This is a genomic window from Streptomyces sp. NPDC008163, assembly GCF_042956885.1.
Lineage (GTDB): Bacteria > Actinomycetota > Actinomycetes > Streptomycetales > Streptomycetaceae > Streptomyces > Streptomyces drozdowiczii_A.
Genome location: NZ_JBIBHG010000011.1, coordinates 196,364 through 213,481, shown reverse-complemented (window position 1 = coordinate 213,481; position 17,118 = coordinate 196,364). Strand labels below are relative to the sequence as shown.

The 17,118-nt window shown below is 71.9% G+C and carries 14 protein-coding genes and 1 pseudogene; 7 read left to right on the top strand and 8 right to left on the bottom strand.

All coding sequences use genetic code 11. From position 1 onward, the window contains the following. Nucleotides 1-41 precede the first annotated feature (41 nt). Nucleotides 42-1,415 carry an FAD-binding domain-containing protein gene (locus tag ACFZAT_RS24375; protein ID WP_391267021.1) on the top strand — a complete coding sequence of 458 codons (1,374 nt, stop codon included), beginning with the start codon at nucleotides 42-44 and terminating at the stop codon, nucleotides 1,413-1,415. A 23-nt stretch (nucleotides 1,416-1,438) separates the two neighbouring features. Next, nucleotides 1,439-2,098: a DUF1275 family protein gene (locus ACFZAT_RS24370; RefSeq protein WP_391267256.1), complete on the top strand. Its 660-nt coding sequence runs from the start codon at nucleotides 1,439-1,441 to the stop codon at nucleotides 2,096-2,098. Between the two features lie 119 nt (nucleotides 2,099-2,217). Here the strand turns inward: ACFZAT_RS24370 and ACFZAT_RS24365 are convergent, their stop codons facing one another. After that, nucleotides 2,218-2,478, bottom strand: coding sequence for a type B 50S ribosomal protein L31 (locus tag ACFZAT_RS24365; RefSeq protein WP_391267019.1), 261 nt, complete (start codon nucleotides 2,476-2,478; stop codon nucleotides 2,218-2,220). 343 nt (nucleotides 2,479-2,821) lie between these two features. Between ACFZAT_RS24365 and ACFZAT_RS24360 the strand changes: the two genes are divergently transcribed. Beyond that, on the top strand, nucleotides 2,822-4,249 hold the full coding sequence (locus ACFZAT_RS24360) for a SpoIIE family protein phosphatase (RefSeq protein ID WP_391267018.1): 1,428 nt from the start codon (nucleotides 2,822-2,824) through the stop codon (nucleotides 4,247-4,249). A gap of 54 nt (nucleotides 4,250-4,303) precedes the next feature. Here the strand turns inward: ACFZAT_RS24360 and ACFZAT_RS24355 are convergent, their stop codons facing one another. Beyond that, nucleotides 4,304-5,797 (bottom strand): hypothetical protein, encoded by a 1,494-nt coding sequence (locus tag ACFZAT_RS24355; RefSeq protein WP_391267017.1) that lies wholly within the window; start codon nucleotides 5,795-5,797, stop codon nucleotides 4,304-4,306. Nucleotides 5,798-6,028: 231 nt separating this feature from the next. Here ACFZAT_RS24355 and ACFZAT_RS24350 point away from each other — a divergent pair, with 231 nt between their 5' ends. Further along, on the top strand, nucleotides 6,029-7,165 hold the full coding sequence (locus ACFZAT_RS24350; RefSeq protein ID WP_391267016.1) for a phosphotransferase: 1,137 nt from the start codon (nucleotides 6,029-6,031) through the stop codon (nucleotides 7,163-7,165). A gap of 86 nt (nucleotides 7,166-7,251) precedes the next feature. Here the strand turns inward: ACFZAT_RS24350 and ACFZAT_RS24345 are convergent, their stop codons facing one another. Next, the gene (locus ACFZAT_RS24345) at nucleotides 7,252-8,583 is read right to left on the bottom strand and encodes an N-acetylmuramoyl-L-alanine amidase (RefSeq protein WP_391267015.1); all 1,332 of its coding nucleotides are present in this window, start codon (nucleotides 8,581-8,583) and stop codon (nucleotides 7,252-7,254) included. 347 nt (nucleotides 8,584-8,930) lie between these two features. On the opposite strand from ACFZAT_RS24345, the gene ACFZAT_RS24340 reads away from it, so the two are divergent. Further along, nucleotides 8,931-11,144, top strand: coding sequence for a germacradienol/geosmin synthase (locus ACFZAT_RS24340; RefSeq protein ID WP_391267014.1), 2,214 nt, complete (start codon nucleotides 8,931-8,933; stop codon nucleotides 11,142-11,144). Here ACFZAT_RS24340 and ACFZAT_RS24335 read toward each other — a convergent pair. From ACFZAT_RS24335 to ACFZAT_RS24325, 3 genes and pseudogenes are all read right to left on the bottom strand, one after another. Next, nucleotides 11,120-12,918 (bottom strand): annotated as a pseudogene (locus ACFZAT_RS24335) (glycoside hydrolase family 95-like protein). The gene ACFZAT_RS24340 and the pseudogene ACFZAT_RS24335 overlap by 25 nt on opposite strands. Then, nucleotides 12,915-13,415 carry a hypothetical protein gene (locus ACFZAT_RS24330; RefSeq protein ID WP_026171499.1) on the bottom strand — a complete coding sequence of 167 codons (501 nt, stop codon included), beginning with the start codon at nucleotides 13,413-13,415 and terminating at the stop codon, nucleotides 12,915-12,917. Before ACFZAT_RS24330 ends, ACFZAT_RS24335 begins: the two are co-directional and overlap by 4 nt. Nucleotides 13,416-13,528: 113 nt before the next feature. Then, nucleotides 13,529-13,936, bottom strand: coding sequence for an ACT domain-containing protein (locus tag ACFZAT_RS24325; protein WP_391267012.1), 408 nt, complete (start codon nucleotides 13,934-13,936; stop codon nucleotides 13,529-13,531). Nucleotides 13,937-14,044: 108 nt separating this feature from the next. Here ACFZAT_RS24325 and ACFZAT_RS24320 point away from each other — a divergent pair, with 108 nt between their 5' ends. Beyond that, nucleotides 14,045-15,118, top strand: a complete 1,074-nt coding sequence (locus ACFZAT_RS24320; protein WP_391267010.1) for a right-handed parallel beta-helix repeat-containing protein — start codon at nucleotides 14,045-14,047, stop codon at nucleotides 15,116-15,118. Nucleotides 15,119-15,153: 35 nt separating this feature from the next. Then, entirely contained in the window at nucleotides 15,154-16,215 is a 1,062-nt protein-coding gene (locus ACFZAT_RS24315; RefSeq protein ID WP_391267007.1) for a methyltransferase, read from the top strand. A gap of 69 nt (nucleotides 16,216-16,284) precedes the next feature. Here ACFZAT_RS24315 and ACFZAT_RS24310 read toward each other — a convergent pair whose 3' ends face one another. Both ACFZAT_RS24310 and ACFZAT_RS24305 read right to left on the bottom strand, forming a co-directional pair. Continuing rightward, nucleotides 16,285-16,617 carry a TcmI family type II polyketide cyclase gene (locus ACFZAT_RS24310; RefSeq protein WP_073969089.1) on the bottom strand — a complete coding sequence of 111 codons (333 nt, stop codon included), beginning with the start codon at nucleotides 16,615-16,617 and terminating at the stop codon, nucleotides 16,285-16,287. A 20-nt stretch (nucleotides 16,618-16,637) separates the two neighbouring features. After that, nucleotides 16,638-17,117 (bottom strand): SRPBCC family protein, encoded by a 480-nt coding sequence (locus ACFZAT_RS24305; RefSeq protein ID WP_073969088.1) that lies wholly within the window; start codon nucleotides 17,115-17,117, stop codon nucleotides 16,638-16,640. Between the last annotated feature and the right edge of the window lies 1 nt (nucleotide 17,118).

Sequence of the window (17,118 nt, the reverse complement as noted above, 5' to 3'; positions counted from 1 at the left end):
ACGGCAGCATGGCTGTCCCCGTCCCCATCTGGAGTTGCGTCATGACCGTTGCGGTCGTCCTGTTCACCGCCGACCTCCGTCTGCACGACCATCCGCCGCTGCACGCCGCGCTCGCGTCGGCCGACGAGATCGTGCCCCTGTTCGTCCGGGACCACGCGATCGGGGAAGCGGGCTTCGACGCCCCGAACCGGCGCGCCTTCCTCGCCGACTGTCTGCGCGATCTCGACGCCGGACTGCGTGACCGGGGCGGCCGGCTGGTCCTGCGGTCCGGGGACGTGGCAGAGGAGGTGTGCGCGGTCGCCTCGGAGACCGGCGCGGACGAGGTGCACATGGCGGCGGGCGTCAGCGCGTACGCCCGCCGTCGCGAGGAGCGGCTGCGCGAGGCGCTGGAGGCGGACGGTCGCCGGCTGCGCGTCCACGACGGGGTGGTCACGGCGGTGGCGCCCGGCGCGGTGACGCCCGCCTCCTCGGACCACTTCGCCGTGTTCACGCCGTACTTCCGGCGCTGGTCGCAGGAGCGGCTGCGCGAGGTGTTCGGCGCGCCGCGCACCGTACGGGTGCCGAACGGGCCGCGCTCCGAGAAGGTGCCGTCGCGCGGTGACGTCTCCGGTCTGTCGGAAGGGCTCGCGGAGGGCGGCGAGGAGGCGGGGCGCAAGGCGTTCACGGACTGGCGGCGGCACGGGCTCGCCGCCTACGAGGACCGGCACGACGATCTGGCGGCGGACGGCACGTCGCGGCTCTCGCCGCATCTGCACTTCGGCACCCTGTCCCCCGTCGAGCTGGTGCACCGGTCCCGGGAGGCGGGCGGCGCGGGGGCCGAGGCCTTCGTGCGGCAGCTGTGCTGGCGGGAGTTCCACTACCAGGTCCTCGCGGCCCGGCCCGCCTCCTCGCACGAGAACTACCGGGACAAGCACGACCGGTGGCGGTCCGAGGCCGACGCGTCCGACGAGGTCGAGGCATGGCGGCGGGGGCGCACCGGCTATCCGATGGTCGACGCCGCGATGCGCCAGCTGAGCCACGAGGGCTGGATGCACAACCGGGGCCGGCTGCTCACCGCCTCCTTCCTGACCAAGACGCTGTACGTGGACTGGCGGGTGGGGGCACGCCACTTCCTGGATCTCCTGGTGGACGGCGACATCCCCAACAACCAGATGAACTGGCAGTGGATGGCGGGCACGGGCACCGACAGCCGCCCCAACCGGGTGCTCAACCCCGTCGTGCAGGGCAAGCGGCTCGACCCGGACGGGGCGTACGTCCGGCGCTGGGTGCCGGAGCTGGCTTCGGTGTCCGGATCCGCCGTGCACGAGCCGTGGAAGCTGCCGGATGAGGAGCGGGAGCGGCTGGGCTATCCGGAGCCGGTGGTGGAGCTGGCCGAGGGCCTGGCGAGGTTCCGGCAGGCGCGTGGACTGGAGTGACGGCGCGGGAGCGCGTCGCGCTGGTGCTGTTGTCGGCCGCGTCCGGGGCGGCGGACGCGTTCGTCTTCCTCTGCGTGGGCCAGGTCTTCGCCGGGGTGATGACCGGGAATCTGGTGCTGCTGGGCGCTTCGGCCGCCGGGGCGGGCGAGGAGGGCGTCGCGCTGCGGGTGGTCACCGCGCTGGTCTCGTACGGCTGCGGGGTGGCCGGTGCCGCGCTGGTGGGTGAGCGGATGTGGCGGCGGGTGCCGGTGATGCTGCCGGCCGAGGTGGTGCTGCTCGCGGCGGGGGCGTGGCTGTGGGCGGCCCGCACGGCGGCGTCGGACGGGGACCGGCTGGGTGTGCTGGTGCTCATGGGACTCGCGATGGGCGTCCAGGGGCGGCTGCGGTCGACGCCCACGAACTACTTCACCGGGACGCTGACCTCGCTCGTCGGGCGCCTCACGGTGGGGGCGTGGCGGGGCGACGACGGCTGGGCCGCCGGGCGGCTGGCCGCCGTGGTGGCGGGGGCCGCGCTCGCCGCGCTGACGGTCAGGTGGTGGCCGGAGGGCGGTGCGGTGGTGGCCGCGGCGCTGGCGTTGGCCGCGCTGCTGGTGGAGGCCTCGGCGGGGGCGGGCCGGGCGGCGGCCGGGCCGGGAAAGGGGAAGCCCCGGCCGGATCGGGGGAATCCAGCCGGGGCGGCTTGAATGCGGGCGCTCAGCGCGTCATCCACATATAGGTGAACGATAAACCACCACTGCCTGTTCCCCGTAATCCCACCCCCGGACTGTGATCCAGGGCACGGGCGGGGCGGCCCGCAGGGGGCTCAGCGGGCGGCGGGCGCCTCGGTGCCGTAACGGCGGTGGAACCGCTCGATGCGGCCCGCCGTGTCCAGCACCTGGCGGGCGCCCGTGTAGAAGGGGTGGCTCGCCGACGAGGTCTCCACGTCGATGACCGGGTAGCTGCGGCCGTCCTCCCACGTCACGCGCCGGTCGGAGTCGGCGGTGGAGCGGGTGAGAAAGGCGGTCCCGGCGGCGCGGTCACGGAAGACCACCGGACGGGAGACGGGGTGGATACGGGACTTCATGAGGCGTTCCTTCCTGGACGCGGACGGTCGTACGCGGTGACGATCACGACCCCCATCCCTTCCTGGGAACGGGATTCGTTTTCGTTCTGCCCATACAACACGGCACCCCTCCCCCGCATTCCCGCCCACCGAAGCCTCTCCGCGCACCGCGCGACTTGCACCAACCGCCGTAACCAGCAAGGCTGTTCGAAAGAGGATGGGTTACAGTCAGCCGCTGGCATATGCCCCGTGCAAGAACGCATCGAGTGTTGCCAAACCACTTACGGGCCCCTTCCGGCTGTGCGAAAGTCGTATGCGGTCCACCCTTCGTCACTGGTTGTGCCGCCCTGTATCGGAGTACGACATGCCGTCCCCCCTCTCCGCGGACCGTCCCGCCCCGCAACCGCCCGAGCGCGGTGCCGTCGACGCGTTGATCCACCGCACGCGCCGGCTGCGCGGCGACGTGGACGCGGTGCGGCGCGACGCCGTGCGCGTCGTGGACGAGGACGATCCCCGGACGCGGTGGCAGCGGGCGCTGTGCGAGCTGGCGGTGCACCACCTGGACGACCTCGGCGCCCATCTGGGACAGCTCCGCGACGGCCTGTCCGCGGAGCCCTCCGAACGGCCCGCGGACACGGCCGATGAGCCCGCCGGCTCCTTGATCGGCCGGGTCGGCAGCGCCGAGTGGAATCTGCTCACCGACGAGGTCAGCTGGTCCGACGAGCTGTTCCGGATCTTCGGCCGCGACCCGGAGGCGGGCGGGCTCTCGCTCGACGCCCTGCCCTCCCGGCTGCTCCCCGAGGACCAGCCGTTACTCACCGCGCTCGTCACGGACTGTCTGGTGGACGGCAAGCCGATAGACGGCGAGTTCCGCATCCGGCACACCGACGGGCGCGTCCGGACCCTGCACATGATGGGCGAGCCCGTCCTGGACACGGACGGCTGCACCGCCTCCATGTGGGCCGTGCTGCGCGATGTCAGCGCGCTCCGGCGCAGCCAGCGGGTGGTGCGCCGCACCCATGACTCGCTGCGCCGCGAACAGCCCGGCACAGGACACCGGGCGGCGGCTGATCCGGAGGAAGCCGTCCTCCCTCCGTGGCAGACCTCCCTCCGGCTTCCCGAGCACGGTCCCGGCGCCCTGGACATCGCCGCGCACTACCTGCCGTCCGAGACGAGCGCCCTGGTCGGCGGCGGCTGGTACGACGCCATGGAACTGCCCGACGGCAGGACGATGCTCACCGTCGGCGATCTCACCGGCCACGGCGTCCAGGCCACCTCCGCCATGGCGGTGGTGATGGGCGCGGTGCGCGGCATGGCGACGGCCGGCATCGAGCCCGGTGCCCTGCTCGGACATCTCAACCAGTTGCTGGAGACCTCCATTCAGCCGGCGCTGGGCAGCGCCGTGTGCGGCAGGTTCGACCCGGCGACGCGCACCCTGGACTGGGCACAGGCCGGACACCCCGCGCCCCTGCTCTTCCGCGACGGCACCGGACGCCCGCTGCCGCTGCCGGACGGGGTGCTGCTCGGCGCGGCCTCCGGGGCCGTCTACGAGCAGGTCGAGGCGCACCTGCTGCCCGGGGACGTGCTGGTGCTGCACACCGACGGACTGGCCCGCGACGACGCGGCCGGGCACGGCGGTGCGCGCCCGGGCACGGAGAAGCTGCTGGGGCTCGCCCCTCGCTTCGCCGAGGCCCGCTCGGCGCAGGAGTGCGTACGGATCGTCGTCGAGACGTTCGGCGCGGCCGAGCGACTGGACGACGCGTGCGTGCTGATCGCCCGCGTCGGGGCGTAGGAAAGCCACAGCCCCCTTCGGCGGAGCCCGCTGATCCCTCGCGTCCCGGGCCCCTCAGATCGCCGCGCTCCCCGGCTTCTTGCGCTGGTTCGGCGGGACGGCGAGCTGGATCTGCTCGCGCAGGTCCTCGATCTTCGCGTAGCCGGAGAACTGCCCGGTCAGCCGGTACATCTCGCGCAGCCGGTCCCAGGTCCGGTGCGAGGAGGTCTCCCCCATCGTGACCAGGGCGAGCCGGGCGTAGCGGTCGGCCTGCTCCGGGTCGTCGGCGATGAAGCACGCCGAGGCCAGCGAGATGTAGTCGAAGATCTTGGACCGCTCGCGGCCGTTGACCCGCAGCTCCAGGGCCTGCTTCGCGTGCCGCTGGGCGATGACCGCCGCCGAGGGGTCGTGTTCGGCGAGCGTACGGAACGCCAGGGCCTGCATGCCGTGCATGTCGGCCTCGTCGAACATCTGCATCCAACTGGGCGGGGGCACATCGGCCTTGTCCGATACGAAGAGCTCCTCGGCCCGGCCCAGCGTGCGCCGCATGGCCTGGCCCCGGCCCATGGACGCCTGCGCCCATGCCTCGATGGTGCAGAGCATCGCCTGGGTGCGTGGCAGGACGGCCTCGCCGGAGCCGGACTTGGCGAGCTTCATCAGGTCCAGCGCGTCGTCGGGACGGCCCAGGTGGACCATCTGCCGGGCGGCGCGGGACAGGGCCTCGCCGGCGCGCGGGCGGTCGCCGCCCTCGCGGGCCGCGTGGGCGGCGATGACGAAGTACTTCTGCGCGGTGGGTTCGAGGCCCACGTCGTGCGACATCCACCCCGCCAGGACGGCGAGGTTGGCCGCGACACCCCACAACCGCTTCTGGAGGTGGGCGGGGTGGTGGTAGGCGAGCATGCCGCCCACCTCGTTGAGCTGGCCCACCACGGCCTTGCGCTGGAGGCCGCCGCCCCGGGAGGCGTCCCAGGCCCGGAACACCTCGACGGACCGCTCCAGCGCCTCGATCTCCTCTGAGCCGATGGGGGCGGCCTCGTACCGGTCGAAGCCGGCCGGGTCCGCGTACTGGGGGTCGCCGGCGCGCGGGGCCTGTGCCGCCAGGGCGGGGTCGGTGTGCAGCCAGTCGTACATGGGGCCGGCGATGGCGGAGCCGGCGGCGAGCACGGCGCCCGCGCTCATCAAGCCGCGTCGGTTGAGCATGAGGTCCATTCCCGTGAATTCGGTGAGGACCGCTGCCGTCCGTTCGGGCGGCCACGGGAGTTGCTCGGGATTGTCCTGCGTCCCGGCCTCTCGCCGTTTCCCCGCACGCCCGCGCCGGCCGAACCCGAGGTCCTCGATGGTCACGACACGACCGAGCCGCTCGGTGAACAGAGCCGCCAGCACCTTGGGCACGGGATCGCGGGGGGACTCCCCCATGTCGATCCAGCGCCTCACGCGCGAGGTGTCGGTGGCCAGTTGCGGGTGGCCCATGGCCGCCGCCTTCCGGTTCACCATTCTCGCGAGTTCGCCCTTGGACCAGCCGGCTAGGCCGAACAGGTCCGACAGGCGGGTGTTGGGTTCTCCGGTCACGTCAAGCCCCCAGGTTCTCGGCTGTGTTGACAGTAACCCCGTGTCAGATGCCTTGCGACTATTCGCCAGGGTTCGCCAGGGTGCGCTATGTCGAGAGACACCCGCGCGCCGGTGTCAGGTAAGAAAGCGCAACCCCGCCCGGCAGCCCTAGGTACTCCCCAGGGTGCCGAACGGCCGCCGGCCGGGGTGGCGCACGCAACTTGTCGGCGCACGAAGGGATCTGTATCGCCCATGTACACAGCATCGTCCTCCGTGTCCGCCCCGCCCCGGCCGCTGCGTCCCCTCCAGGCGGGCGGCGGACCGTATCTCGACCCACGCGCCACCGTCCCGGCGCCCGGCATCGGGCGGCCCCGGCGGCCGGGAGGGCCCGGCGTCCCCTCGCTCGGCGGCCGGCTGGACCTGTCGGGCCCCCAGGGCGCCCAGCTGAGGATGGTGATCGCGTCCGTGCACCGGATCTGCCCGGAGTTCAATCCGGTGCAGGTACTGCGGCGCAGCGGGCGTTCGGTGCTGCTGGTCGGCTCCACGGGGCGGGCGACGGCGGTGGCGAAGTGTTTACTGGACCACTCCCCCGCGTGGGCGGAGCGGTTCCGGCACGAAATAGCGGCATACCGGGCGTTCGTCCGGCACCGCCCGCCGGTACGGGTGCCCCGGCTCATCGCCGCCGACCCGGAGAACTGCACGCTGGTCATCGAGCGGATGCCCGGCCGGGTCGCCGCCCTGACGCGCCACCCCGCGGAGGCGCCGCCCCGCGCGGACCTGCGCGCCGTGCTCGGAGCGGTCGCCCGGGTCAACGCCTGGCGTCCGCCGGCGGGCCTGTTCGAGGCGCCGCTGGACTACGCGGCGCGGATCGCCCGCTACCACGAGCTGGGTCTCTTCACCGACCGGGACCTGGGCGACCTGCAGAAGCTGCTGCACGGGATCGCCCACTCCGGGGGGCGCGGCGCGATGGGACAGTTCTGCCACGGGGACGCCCTGCTGTCCAACATCCTGCTGTCGCCCACGGGGCCGGTCCTCGTGGACTGGGAGCACGCGGGCTGGTATCTGCCGGGGTACGACCTGGCGACGCTGTGGACCGTGCTGGGTGACGCCCCGGTGGCGCGGCGCGAGATCAGCAAGCTGGCGCAGGTCGCGGGCCCGGCGGCGCGCGACGCGTTCCTGGTCAACCTGATGCTCGTCCTCACGCGGGAGATCCGCCGGTACGAGACGGCCGTGCAACGGGCCATGCGGGAGGCCGGGCCCGCCCGGGCCGTGCAGGACCGGGCGGGGGCGCTCGCCCCGGGCGAGGAGCAGCGGCTGCTGCTGCGCCGGCTGCACGACGACTGCGCGATGGCCCGGAACGCCGTGCGGGCGGCGGTCGGCACGCGCTGACCGGCCGGCCCCACGGGGCGCGCCGCGGGTCCGGTGCCGACACACCGGGACCGCGGCGCGCTGTTGTGTGTACCGGCGCCGGTGGTTCAGCGGGCGCGCACGATGTCCACGTCGGACGCCTTGACGAAGGCGACGCGGTGGCCGATCTGGACCGTCACGTACTTCTCCTTGCCCTTGAAGTACGAGTGGTCCAGCGGGAGGGAGGCGTCGATCGTCGGTGCGTAGAAGAAGCCGGTGGGCGCCTCGCCGCTGCCGGGGTAGGACTGTCCGGCCTTGATCGTGTACTGGAGCGGGGTGCCGACCCGCTGGTCCGCGAAGTCCGCCGGGTACTCCGACTTGTCCGGGTACGCCACCCCGTACACCGGCACCTCCGCCTTGCCGGCCTTCGGGCGGACGACGTAGCCGGAGGTGGGAACGGTGGTGTGGGTGAAGGCCGGGGTACGGAACCACGCCTTCTCGCCGTACCACCAGATGGCCGTCCAGCCGGGGGCGCGGCCGGCGACTACGGCCTGCTGGGTGGCACTGATCTTGCTGCCCCAGTCGGCGGCGCAGTTGGTGCCGGGCGAGCCGTCCGTGTGGATGCCGGGGTCGGAGAAGAGGGGCGCGTCGTCGGAGGGCGCGGTGTGCAGCGGGACGGCGCTGGAGCCCTGGACGGGCAGGTCCACGTTCTTCTCGCAGTCGCGGAACGCCTGCTTGTTCTTCTTGAAGCTCGGGCTGACGGTGACGAGTTGGCTGCCGGGGAGGGCGGTCGGCACGGTGGGCCTGCCGAGGAGCGTCATGAAGTAGTTCCAGTCCCAGTACGTGCCCGGGTCCCAGTGCATGTTCTTGGTGCCGGCGGCGCTGGTCGGCGGAACGCCGTCGTGGCCGATGATGTGCTGGCGGTCGAGCGGGATGTCGTACTTGGCGGCGAGGTAGCGCACCAGGGTGGCGGTCGAGCGGTACATCTCGGGGGTGTACCACTGGGCGCCGTCGACGGCGACACCCTCCTGCTCGATGCCGATGGAGTGGCTGTTGACGTACCAGTTGCCGGCCTGCCAGGCGACGTCCTTGTTCTTGACCATCTGGGTGACGTGGCCGTCGGCGGAGCGTACGACGTAGTGGGCCGAGGTCTGCTTCAGCGGGTTCTGGAAGATCTTCAGTGTGGTGTCGAAGTCCTCCTCCGTGTCGTGCAGCACGATGAACTTGATCTTGTTGGTGTGCGGCCGGTCGGCGGTGTCGTAGTTGCCGTACGTCTCCTTGTCGGCCGGGTCGCCGGTCTGCTGGTAGGCGGCCGGGACCCAGTCGCAGGCGAGACCGCGCGGGCACTCGGGCCGGACCCCGTCGGCGCCGGCCTGGGCGGCCGGGCTGAGCAGCGCGAGGCTCAGTGCCCCGGCGGTGGTGAAGGCGAGTGCGAGCCTGGTCCTCTGCTTGGACGTCATGACAACCCTTCGTAGAGCCGGGTGGAGCCGTTCGGGCGTGCGCGCACACTCTGTGACCTGAGGTGAAGAGGCGTCAAGAGTGCTGGGAGGGCCGCGCGTTGAGCCACTGGACCAGACCACTGACAGGGCCTGTGACCTGCGATGGGCGGGAATCGGCGGGGGTGTGGCGATGGCGCGTTACCAGGGTTTTACGTGTCCGGACCGGCACGGGTGTCCCTCGAACGGGCGCTCTGCGGTGTGACTAATCGCGGGGGTGCGTGCCCCGAACGGACCAAGGGTAGTGCTGGCGCCGACAGGACCGATGCGCGTGGAACGCACGCGATGGCTCTCGGAAAGGCCGGACGCACATGGCTCAGCCGTTCACCCTGCCGGACTTCTATGTTCCGTATCCGGCGCGTCTCAACCCCCAAGTGGAGGAGGCCAGGCAGCACACGAAGGCGTGGGCGCGGGCCATGGGGATGCTGGAGGGGTCCGGTATCTGGGAGGAGAGGGACCTCGACGCGCACGACTACGCGCTGCTGTGCGCGTACACCCATCCCGACTGCTCGGCGGAGGCGCTGTCGCTGGTCACCGACTGGTACGTGTGGGTCTTCTTCTTCGACGACCACTTCCTGGAGTTGTTCAAACGGACCCCGGACCGCGAAGGCGGGAAGCGGTATCTCGACCGGCTGCCCGCCTTCATGCCGATGGAGCGCGGTGCACCGGTGCCCGAGCCGGAGAATCCGGTGGAGGCGGGGCTCGCGGATCTGTGGGCGCGTACGGTGCCCGCGATGTCGGACGCGTGGCGGGTGCGGTTCGCGGAGTCGACGCGCAACCTCCTCAACGAGTCGTTGTGGGAGCTCGCCAACATCAACGAGGGCCGCATCGCGAACCCCGTCGAGTACATCGAGATGCGCCGCAAGGTGGGCGGGGCCCCCTGGTCGGCCGGCCTGGTGGAGTACGCGGCGGGGGCCGAGGTGCCGGAGGCGGTCGCCGGTGAACGGGCGCTGCGGGTGCTGCGCGACGCGTTCTCGGACGGGGTCCATCTGCGCAACGACCTCTTCTCGTACCAGCGCGAGGTGGAGGACGAGGGCGAGAACAGCAACGGGGTGCTGGTGCTCGAGCGTTTCCTCGGCTGCTCGACCCAAGAGGCGGCCGAGGCGGTGAACGACCTGCTGACGTCCAGGCTCCAGCAGTTCGAGAACACCGCGCTGACCGAGGTGGGCCCGCTCTGCGCGGCCAAGGGGCTGGACGCGGCGCAGACCGCCGCCGTCGGGGCGTATGTGAAGGGGCTGCAGGACTGGCAGTCCGGCGGCCACGAGTGGCACATGCGCTCCAGCCGTTACATGAACGACGGCGGCGCCGGCCGGGCCGAGCCGGGTTTCGGGATGTCCGCCGCTTCGATCCGCTTCACCCGGCGCTCCGAGTCGGCCCGGCTGCGCAGCCACAGCCATGTGCTCTTCCAGCACGTGGGCCCGTCCCTGCTGCCCGACTTCGACCTGCCGTTCGACACGACGCTGAGCCCTCATCTGGAGGGCGCCCGGGAACGGCTGGTGGTCTGGGCGGACCGGATGGGCATCCTGGGGCCGCAGCCCGGGGTGCCGGGTTCGCACATCTGGGACGAGGAGCGGCTGCGGGCGATCGACCTGCCGTTGTGCGCGGCCGGTATCCACCCGGACGCGACGCCGGACGGACTCGACCTGTCCTCGGGGTGGCTGGCCTGGGGCACGTACGGCGACGACTGGTTCCCGGTGGTGCACGGCCGGTCGCGCGATCTCGCGGGGGCCCGGCTGGCCAACGAGCGTCTGTCGCTGTTCATGCCGCTGGACGGCAGCCCGGTTCCGGAGCCGGTCAACGCGCTGGAGCGGGGGCTCGGCGACCTCTGGGAGCGTACGGCGGGGCCGATGGACGACGCCGGGCGGCGCGCGTTCCGGAAGTCCGTGGAGGACATGACGGAGAGCTGGCTGTGGGAGCTGGCGAACCAGGCGCAGCACCGGATTCCCGATCCGGTGGACTACGTCGAGATGCGGCGCATGACGTTCGGCTCGGACCTGACGATGAGCCTGTGCCGGATCGGGCACGGCCGGAAGGTGCCGCGGGAGATCTACGAGAGCGGTCCGCTGCGCTCGCTGGAGAACGCGGCAGCCGACTACGCGGCGCTGCTCAACGACCTGTTCTCGTACCAGAAGGAGATCGAGTACGAGGGCGAGGTGCACAACGGGGTCCTGGTCGTGCAGAACTTCTTCGGGGTGGACTACCCGACGGGGATGGCGATCCTCTACGACCTGATGAAGTCGCGGCTGCGGCAGTTCCTCCATGTCGCCGAGAACGAACTGCCGGTGCTGTACGACGACTTCGGCCTGGACGCGGAGGCGCGGGAGACCCTTGCGGGCTATGTGCGGGAGCTGAAGCACTGGCTGGCCGGGATTCTGATCTGGCACCGGGGCTGCCGGCGTTACCGCGAGGAGGATCTGCGGCGGGGCACCGGCGCCCCGTGGCACCTCAACGGTCCCACGGGGCTCGGCACTTCGGCGGCGCAGGTGGCGGCGCTGTTCGGTCAGCCGGCGGTGGTGAAGGTGTAGCTCCGGCCGGCGCGGGCCCGGAAGGTCTTCGTACCCCCGGCGAAGAGCGTGGCGCGTACCGTCGCCGTACGGGTGCGGCTCGCCGTGATCACCACACGGCGGGCCGCGCCCCCGGCCCACTCGATGTCCACGGTGAATCCGCCCCGGGCGCGCAGTCCGCGCACCGATCCTTGCGGCCAGCTCACCGGGAGGGCGGGGAGGACGTCGATGGTGTCGTGCTGGCTCTGGAGGAGCATTTCGGCGATACCGGAGGTGGCGCCGAAGTTGCCGTCGATCTTGAACGGCGGGTGGGTGTCCCAGAGGTTGGGCAGGGTGGATCTCTTCAGCTGCTCGGCGAGCATCTTGTGGGCGTGGTCGCCGTCCCGCAGCCGGGCCCAGAAGTTGATCTTCCATGCCTTGGACCAGCCGGTGCCCCCGTCTCCCCGGGCGGTGAGCGAGACCTTGGCGGCCTCGGCCCAGGCGGTGCCCGCCTCGATCTGGCGGCCGGGGTGGAGGGCGAAGAGGTGGGAGACGTGGCGGTGGGTGTCGGCCGGATCGTCCCGGTCGGCCTTCCACTCCTGCAACTGCCCCCAGGAGCCGGTGCGCAGCCCGGGGTCGAGGCCGTCCAGGGCCGTCGCGAGCCGGTCCCGGAAGGCGGGGGCGTCGCCGAGGGTGCGGGCCGCCTCCAGGGTGCTGGTGAGCAGGTCGTGCACGATCTGCCGGGACATCGCGGCCCCGGCGGTGAAGTCGCCGTGCTCAGGCGAGTAGCCGGGGGTCACGACGAGGAGGCCGTCGCGGGGGTCGGTGCGCAGGGCCGCCAGCCAGAACGTGGCGGCCTCCTTCATCGCGGGGTAGGCGGTGGAGCGCAGGTGGTCGGTGGAGCCGCTGAAGCGGTAGTGCTCGTACATCTGCTGGGTGAGCCAGGCGGCGGCCTCGGGGAACCAGAAGGCGGTGGACCAGTCGTGGACTCCGGTGAAGCCGAAGGGGTTGGTCTCGTTGTGCACGACCCAGCCGGCGGTGCCGAACATCTCCTTCGCGGTGCGCCGGCCCGGTTCGCGCACGGCGTGGACGTATCGGTCGTAGGGGGCGGTGGTCTCGGCGAGGTTGGTGACCTCGGCGGGCCAGTAGTTCATCTGGAGGTTGATGTTGCTGTGGTAGTCGGCGGACCACGGCGGGGTGGTGGAGTTGCTCCAGACGCCCTGGAGGTTGGCGGGCAGTGACCCGGCCCGCGAGGAGGCGATGAGGAGGTAGCGGCCGTACTGGAAGAACAGCGCCTCCAGCGCCCGGTCGGCGGCGCCGCCACCCCCGGTGTACGCGCTCAGGAGCTGGTCGGTGGGTGTGTCGGGGAGCTGCTGGCCGATGTCGAGGGCGACCCGGTCGAAGAGGGCGCGGTGGTCGCGGGTGTGGGCGGCACCCCCGTGGGTGTAGGTGACGGTGGCGAGGGCGGTGCGCCCGGGACGTCGAGCCCGAGTTCGCCGAAGACCTGGTAGGCGCCGTAGCCCCGGCGGGCCTGGCCGAGTTCGGCGGCCAGCGCGTCGGGGCCGAGGGTGCCCTCCGCGTCGAGGCGTCGGCGTACGCCGTCGAGGGCGCCGGGCCGGGGCTCGGTCCAGTTGCCGAAGTCGTAGCCCTCGGTGGAGCCGGGGCCGCCGGTCCACAGCGTCTTCTCGTTGAAGGTGATGCGTTCGGATGCGAGGGTCCCCCAGATGCTCGCACCGAGGGCGCCACCGCCGATGGGCAGGGATTCGGAAGTGGGATCACCGGGCGGCGCGGCCCGGTGACCGTGGGGTGTGCTCAGCCCTGCTGGAAGAGTTCGGCGGGCAGCGGCTTCAGGAGGGCGTACAGGTCGTCGGTGATGGGCCGGTCCCAGCTGGCGATGGTGACGAGCACACCGTCGCTGCGGTCGAACTGCACACAGGAGATACGGCTCTCGGAGAGCTTCACCCGGCGCACGATCATGAGGTTGTCGCCCTGCATGACCGGCATGTCCTCGGTGCCGGTGACCTCGACCGGTTCGTCGTTCTCCAGCGCCAGCAGCAACTGGGCCACCTCGAAGGGGACCTGCCCCTCCTCGGTCTCGCGCGCGGGCGAGCCCTCCGGCAGGTTGCCGATGATCATCGCGGGGCCGCGACCGCCGAACAGGTCGTAGCGGAGGAACACACCCTGGCAGCTGCCATCGGGGGCGGGGAGCAGACCGGCGCCGAGGTTGCCGGGCCAGTCACCGGGGTCCATGGCCAGGACGTCGAAGTCGGGGCCCGCGGGTGTGGCGGCGCTGCGGCGGCGGAGGAAGGACATGCACATATGTTACGTGTCCCAGCTCACCTCGCCGAGCCGGGCCCGGACCGGCATATGCCCAGGCCCGGGGGCACACCTCCACACACCGCACACCTCCCCCGTACGCACACCCCTCACCCGGTACGCGACTCCGTGGCCAGGCGTTTCAGCACGGCCACGGCCTCGTCCAGCCGCTCGTAGGGCACGAAGAGGTGGTCGTGGTGGAACCCCGCCACCACGTTGCAGCTGATACCCGCGTCGGTGAGCGCGAGCGACACCGCGGCGGTCAGCCCCACCGCCTCCAGCGCCGAGTGCACCCGCAGGGTGATCCAGCCGGCGACATAGGTGTACGCCAGCCCGGCCGCCGCGGCCTCGGCCTCGGGGAGCACCAGGGTGAGTCCTTCGCTCTCGCGGACCGTGACGACGGGTGCGACACCGCCGGGCAGGGCGCCGTCGGGCACCGTGGCGTAGACGTACCGGCCGGGGTGCGACTCGGGGCTCAGGTCGCTCAGCAGGACTCGGAGATCACGTTCGGCTGTCACGGCGACCACGCTACCGAGGGGGCCCGGACGTGAGCCATTCGGGCACGTCCCGCGTCCAACCGGTCACCGTGCGTGGCACCGGGCCGGGATCGCCCATAGCTTCGGCTCATGAGGAATAGACACATCACACGTCTCGTGGGCGTCGCAGCCGCATCGGCCGCCGGACTGGTCGCGGCGGTGCCCGCCGCACCGGCCGCCGCGGTGGGTGCGCGCGTGGTGTCACCGGGGCAGTCCATCCAGGCGGCGGTGGACGCCGCACGGCCCGGGGACACCGTCGTCGTCCGGCCGGGGACCTACCGCGAGAGCGTCCGGATCAGCACGCCGGGCCTGACCCTGCGCGGCTCCGGTGACGGCACGGTCATCATGCCCCCGGCCGGCCGGGCCGCCGCCGGCGACGACTGCGCGGGTGCGGGCAACGGGATCTGCGTCCTGGGGACGAAGGACCGCACCGCGGACGGGGTGACCGTCAGGTCCCTGCGCGTCACCGGGTTCGCCCGCAGCGGCCTGTGGGCGTCCTGGACGGACCGGCTGTCGGTCCGCTCGGTGACGGCCGACGCCAACGGTGTCTGGGGCATCGCACAGCAGCGGTCCACCCGCTCCGACATCCGGGACAGCGCCGCCCGCTCCAACGGGGACGCGGGCATCTTCGTCGCCAACAGCGTCGACGAGGAGGGCGGCGCCACCGACACCGGCGGCACCCGGGTCCGGGGCAACACCCTGACCGACAACCGGATCGGGTTCACCGCGCGGCGGGTGCGCAATCTGTCGGTGCGCGACAACACCTTCACCGCCAACTGCAGCGGGGTGTTCGTCGTGGGCGACGAGGGCACCCCGCAGGCCGGCGCCATGTCGGTCCGCTCCAACCGGATCACCGGCAACAACAAGTTCTGCGCCGCCACCGACCGGCTGCCCGCGATCCAGGGCTCCGGGATCGTGCTGACCGGCACCGCGTCCACCGAGGTGCGGAACAACGTGATCCGCGACAACGTGGGCGCGACCCCGCTGTCGGGCGGTGTCGTGCTGTTCAAGAGCTTCGTGGGTGCGAAGAACACCGACAACACCGTCAGCGGCAACGTCGTCCTCGGCAATCAGCCCGCCGACCTGGCGAACCGGGACACCGGCACGGGCAACCGGTTCACCGGCAATGTCTGCACGACCTCCGCACCGGCCGGGATGTGCTGACCGGTGACCCCCCGCACGAGGAGAAGCGAGACGGCATGACCACCGTGAGCACCACCCCCGGCACCACTCCCGTCCAGCCCCTTCCCACCCCGCAGCCGGCGATGCGGCTGCGCGAGCTCGTGTTCGGCGCGGCCCGCTCCGCCGCCGTGCGCGCCGTAGCCCGGCTGGGTGTCGCCGACGCCCTCGGTGACACCCCCGAGACAGCGGAGCGGCTTGCGGCCGCCGTGAAGACCGAACCGGGGCCGCTGCGGCGCCTGCTGCGGGCGCTCGCCTGCTACGGCGTCTTCACCGAGAACGCCGACGGCACCTTCGCGCACACCGACATGTCCCGGCTGCTGCGGGAGGACGCCCCGGACAGCCTGCGGGCGATCTCGCTGTGGTGCACCGAGCCCTGGACCTGGGAGGTGTGGCCCCGCCTGGAGGACGCGGTGCGCTCCGGCGGCAATGTCTTCGAGGACGTCTTCGGCAAGGAGTTCTTCGACTACCTCCACCAGGACGCCCACGAGTCGGCGCAGGTGTTCAACGCGGCGATGACCACCTCCAGCGTGCAGTCGGCGCTGGACGTCGCCGCCCTGCTCGACCTCACCGGCGTCTGCTCGGTGGCCGACATCGGCGGTGGCCAGGGACACGTACTGGCGAGCCTGCTGGAGAAGCATCCGTCGGTCGACGGCACCCTGATGGACCTGCCGGGGGTGATCGCCAGGGCCGATGAGCGGCTGCGGGACGGCGGCGCGCTGGCCGGGCGGGCGTCGATCGTGGCCGGAGACTGCCGGGAGGGCATCCCGGTCGCCGCCGACCTCTACATCATCAAGAACATCCTGGAGTGGGACGACGAGTCCACCCGCCGGGCGCTCGCCGCCGTCGTCCGGGCGGCCCGCCCCGGCGCCCGGGTCGTCGTCATCGAGAACCTGGTGGACGACACCCCGTCCATGCGCTTCACGACCGCCATGGACCTGCTGCTGCTCCTGAACGTGGGCGGTGCCAAGCACACCCGGCAGAGCCTGGTGGACCGGCTCTCCGAGGCGGGGCTGCGGATCGACGGCGTCCGCCCGGTCAATCCGTATCTGCACGCCTTCGAGTGCGTGGTCCCGGACTGACCCCCCGGGCGTAAGCGACACCGCCCCGGTCCCGGCCTCTGTGGCCGGGACCGGGGCGGTGGTCGTCGCTCAGGCGGAGGCGCCGCGCTCCCAGCGGTAGAACTCCTGGGCCATCGCGTCCTTCGGCCCGCGCCAGGTCTCCGGGTCGTACGGGCTGATGAAGGCGGTGAGCCGTTCGCTGATGGCCCGGAACTCCGGGTGCTCGGTCACCTTGGCGATCTCCGGGCCGGGCGGGTGCTCGGACTCGATCATGTGCAGGTAGACGTCGCCGAACTGGAAGAGCTTGCGGCGGGTGACACCGACCAGGTGCGGCAGTTCGCTGTTGTCGGACGCGGCGAACAGCTCCGCGATGTCCGGGGCGGACCCCGGTGCCATCCGGGCGACGATCAGTGCGTGATGCATGAGCGGTGCCTCTCTGCCGGTCAGTTGGCCGGGACGGCGGCGGAGCGGCGCTCGCGGTCGCGCTGCTCGATCTTGTCCCGGATCAGCGCCATCTGGACCTTGGAGTTCCGGTTGATGTTGTCGGTCATCCAGGCGTCGTCCACCGGCGCGTCGGGGCGCATCGCGAAGTCCTGCTGCCAGTGCATGCGGGTGCCGCCGGCTACCTCGGCGTACTCCCACCGGATGTCCATGTGCTGGAACGGTCCGGGCTCGACGCGGCGGGCCCGCACGGTGCGGCCCGGGCGGTCGGTGGTGCGCTCGGAGACCCAGCTCCACACCTTGCCGTTCTCGTCGGGGTGCATGGTCAGGCGGAAGGTGGTGCGCTCGCCGTCCCGTTCCAGGACCTCGACGGCCGCGTACTCGCTGAAGAGCTGCGGCCAGTTCTCCAGGTCGTTCGTCATGTCCCAGACGAGGTCCAGGGGGGCGGCGATGACGATCTCGTTCTCGGTGTGTCCGGACACG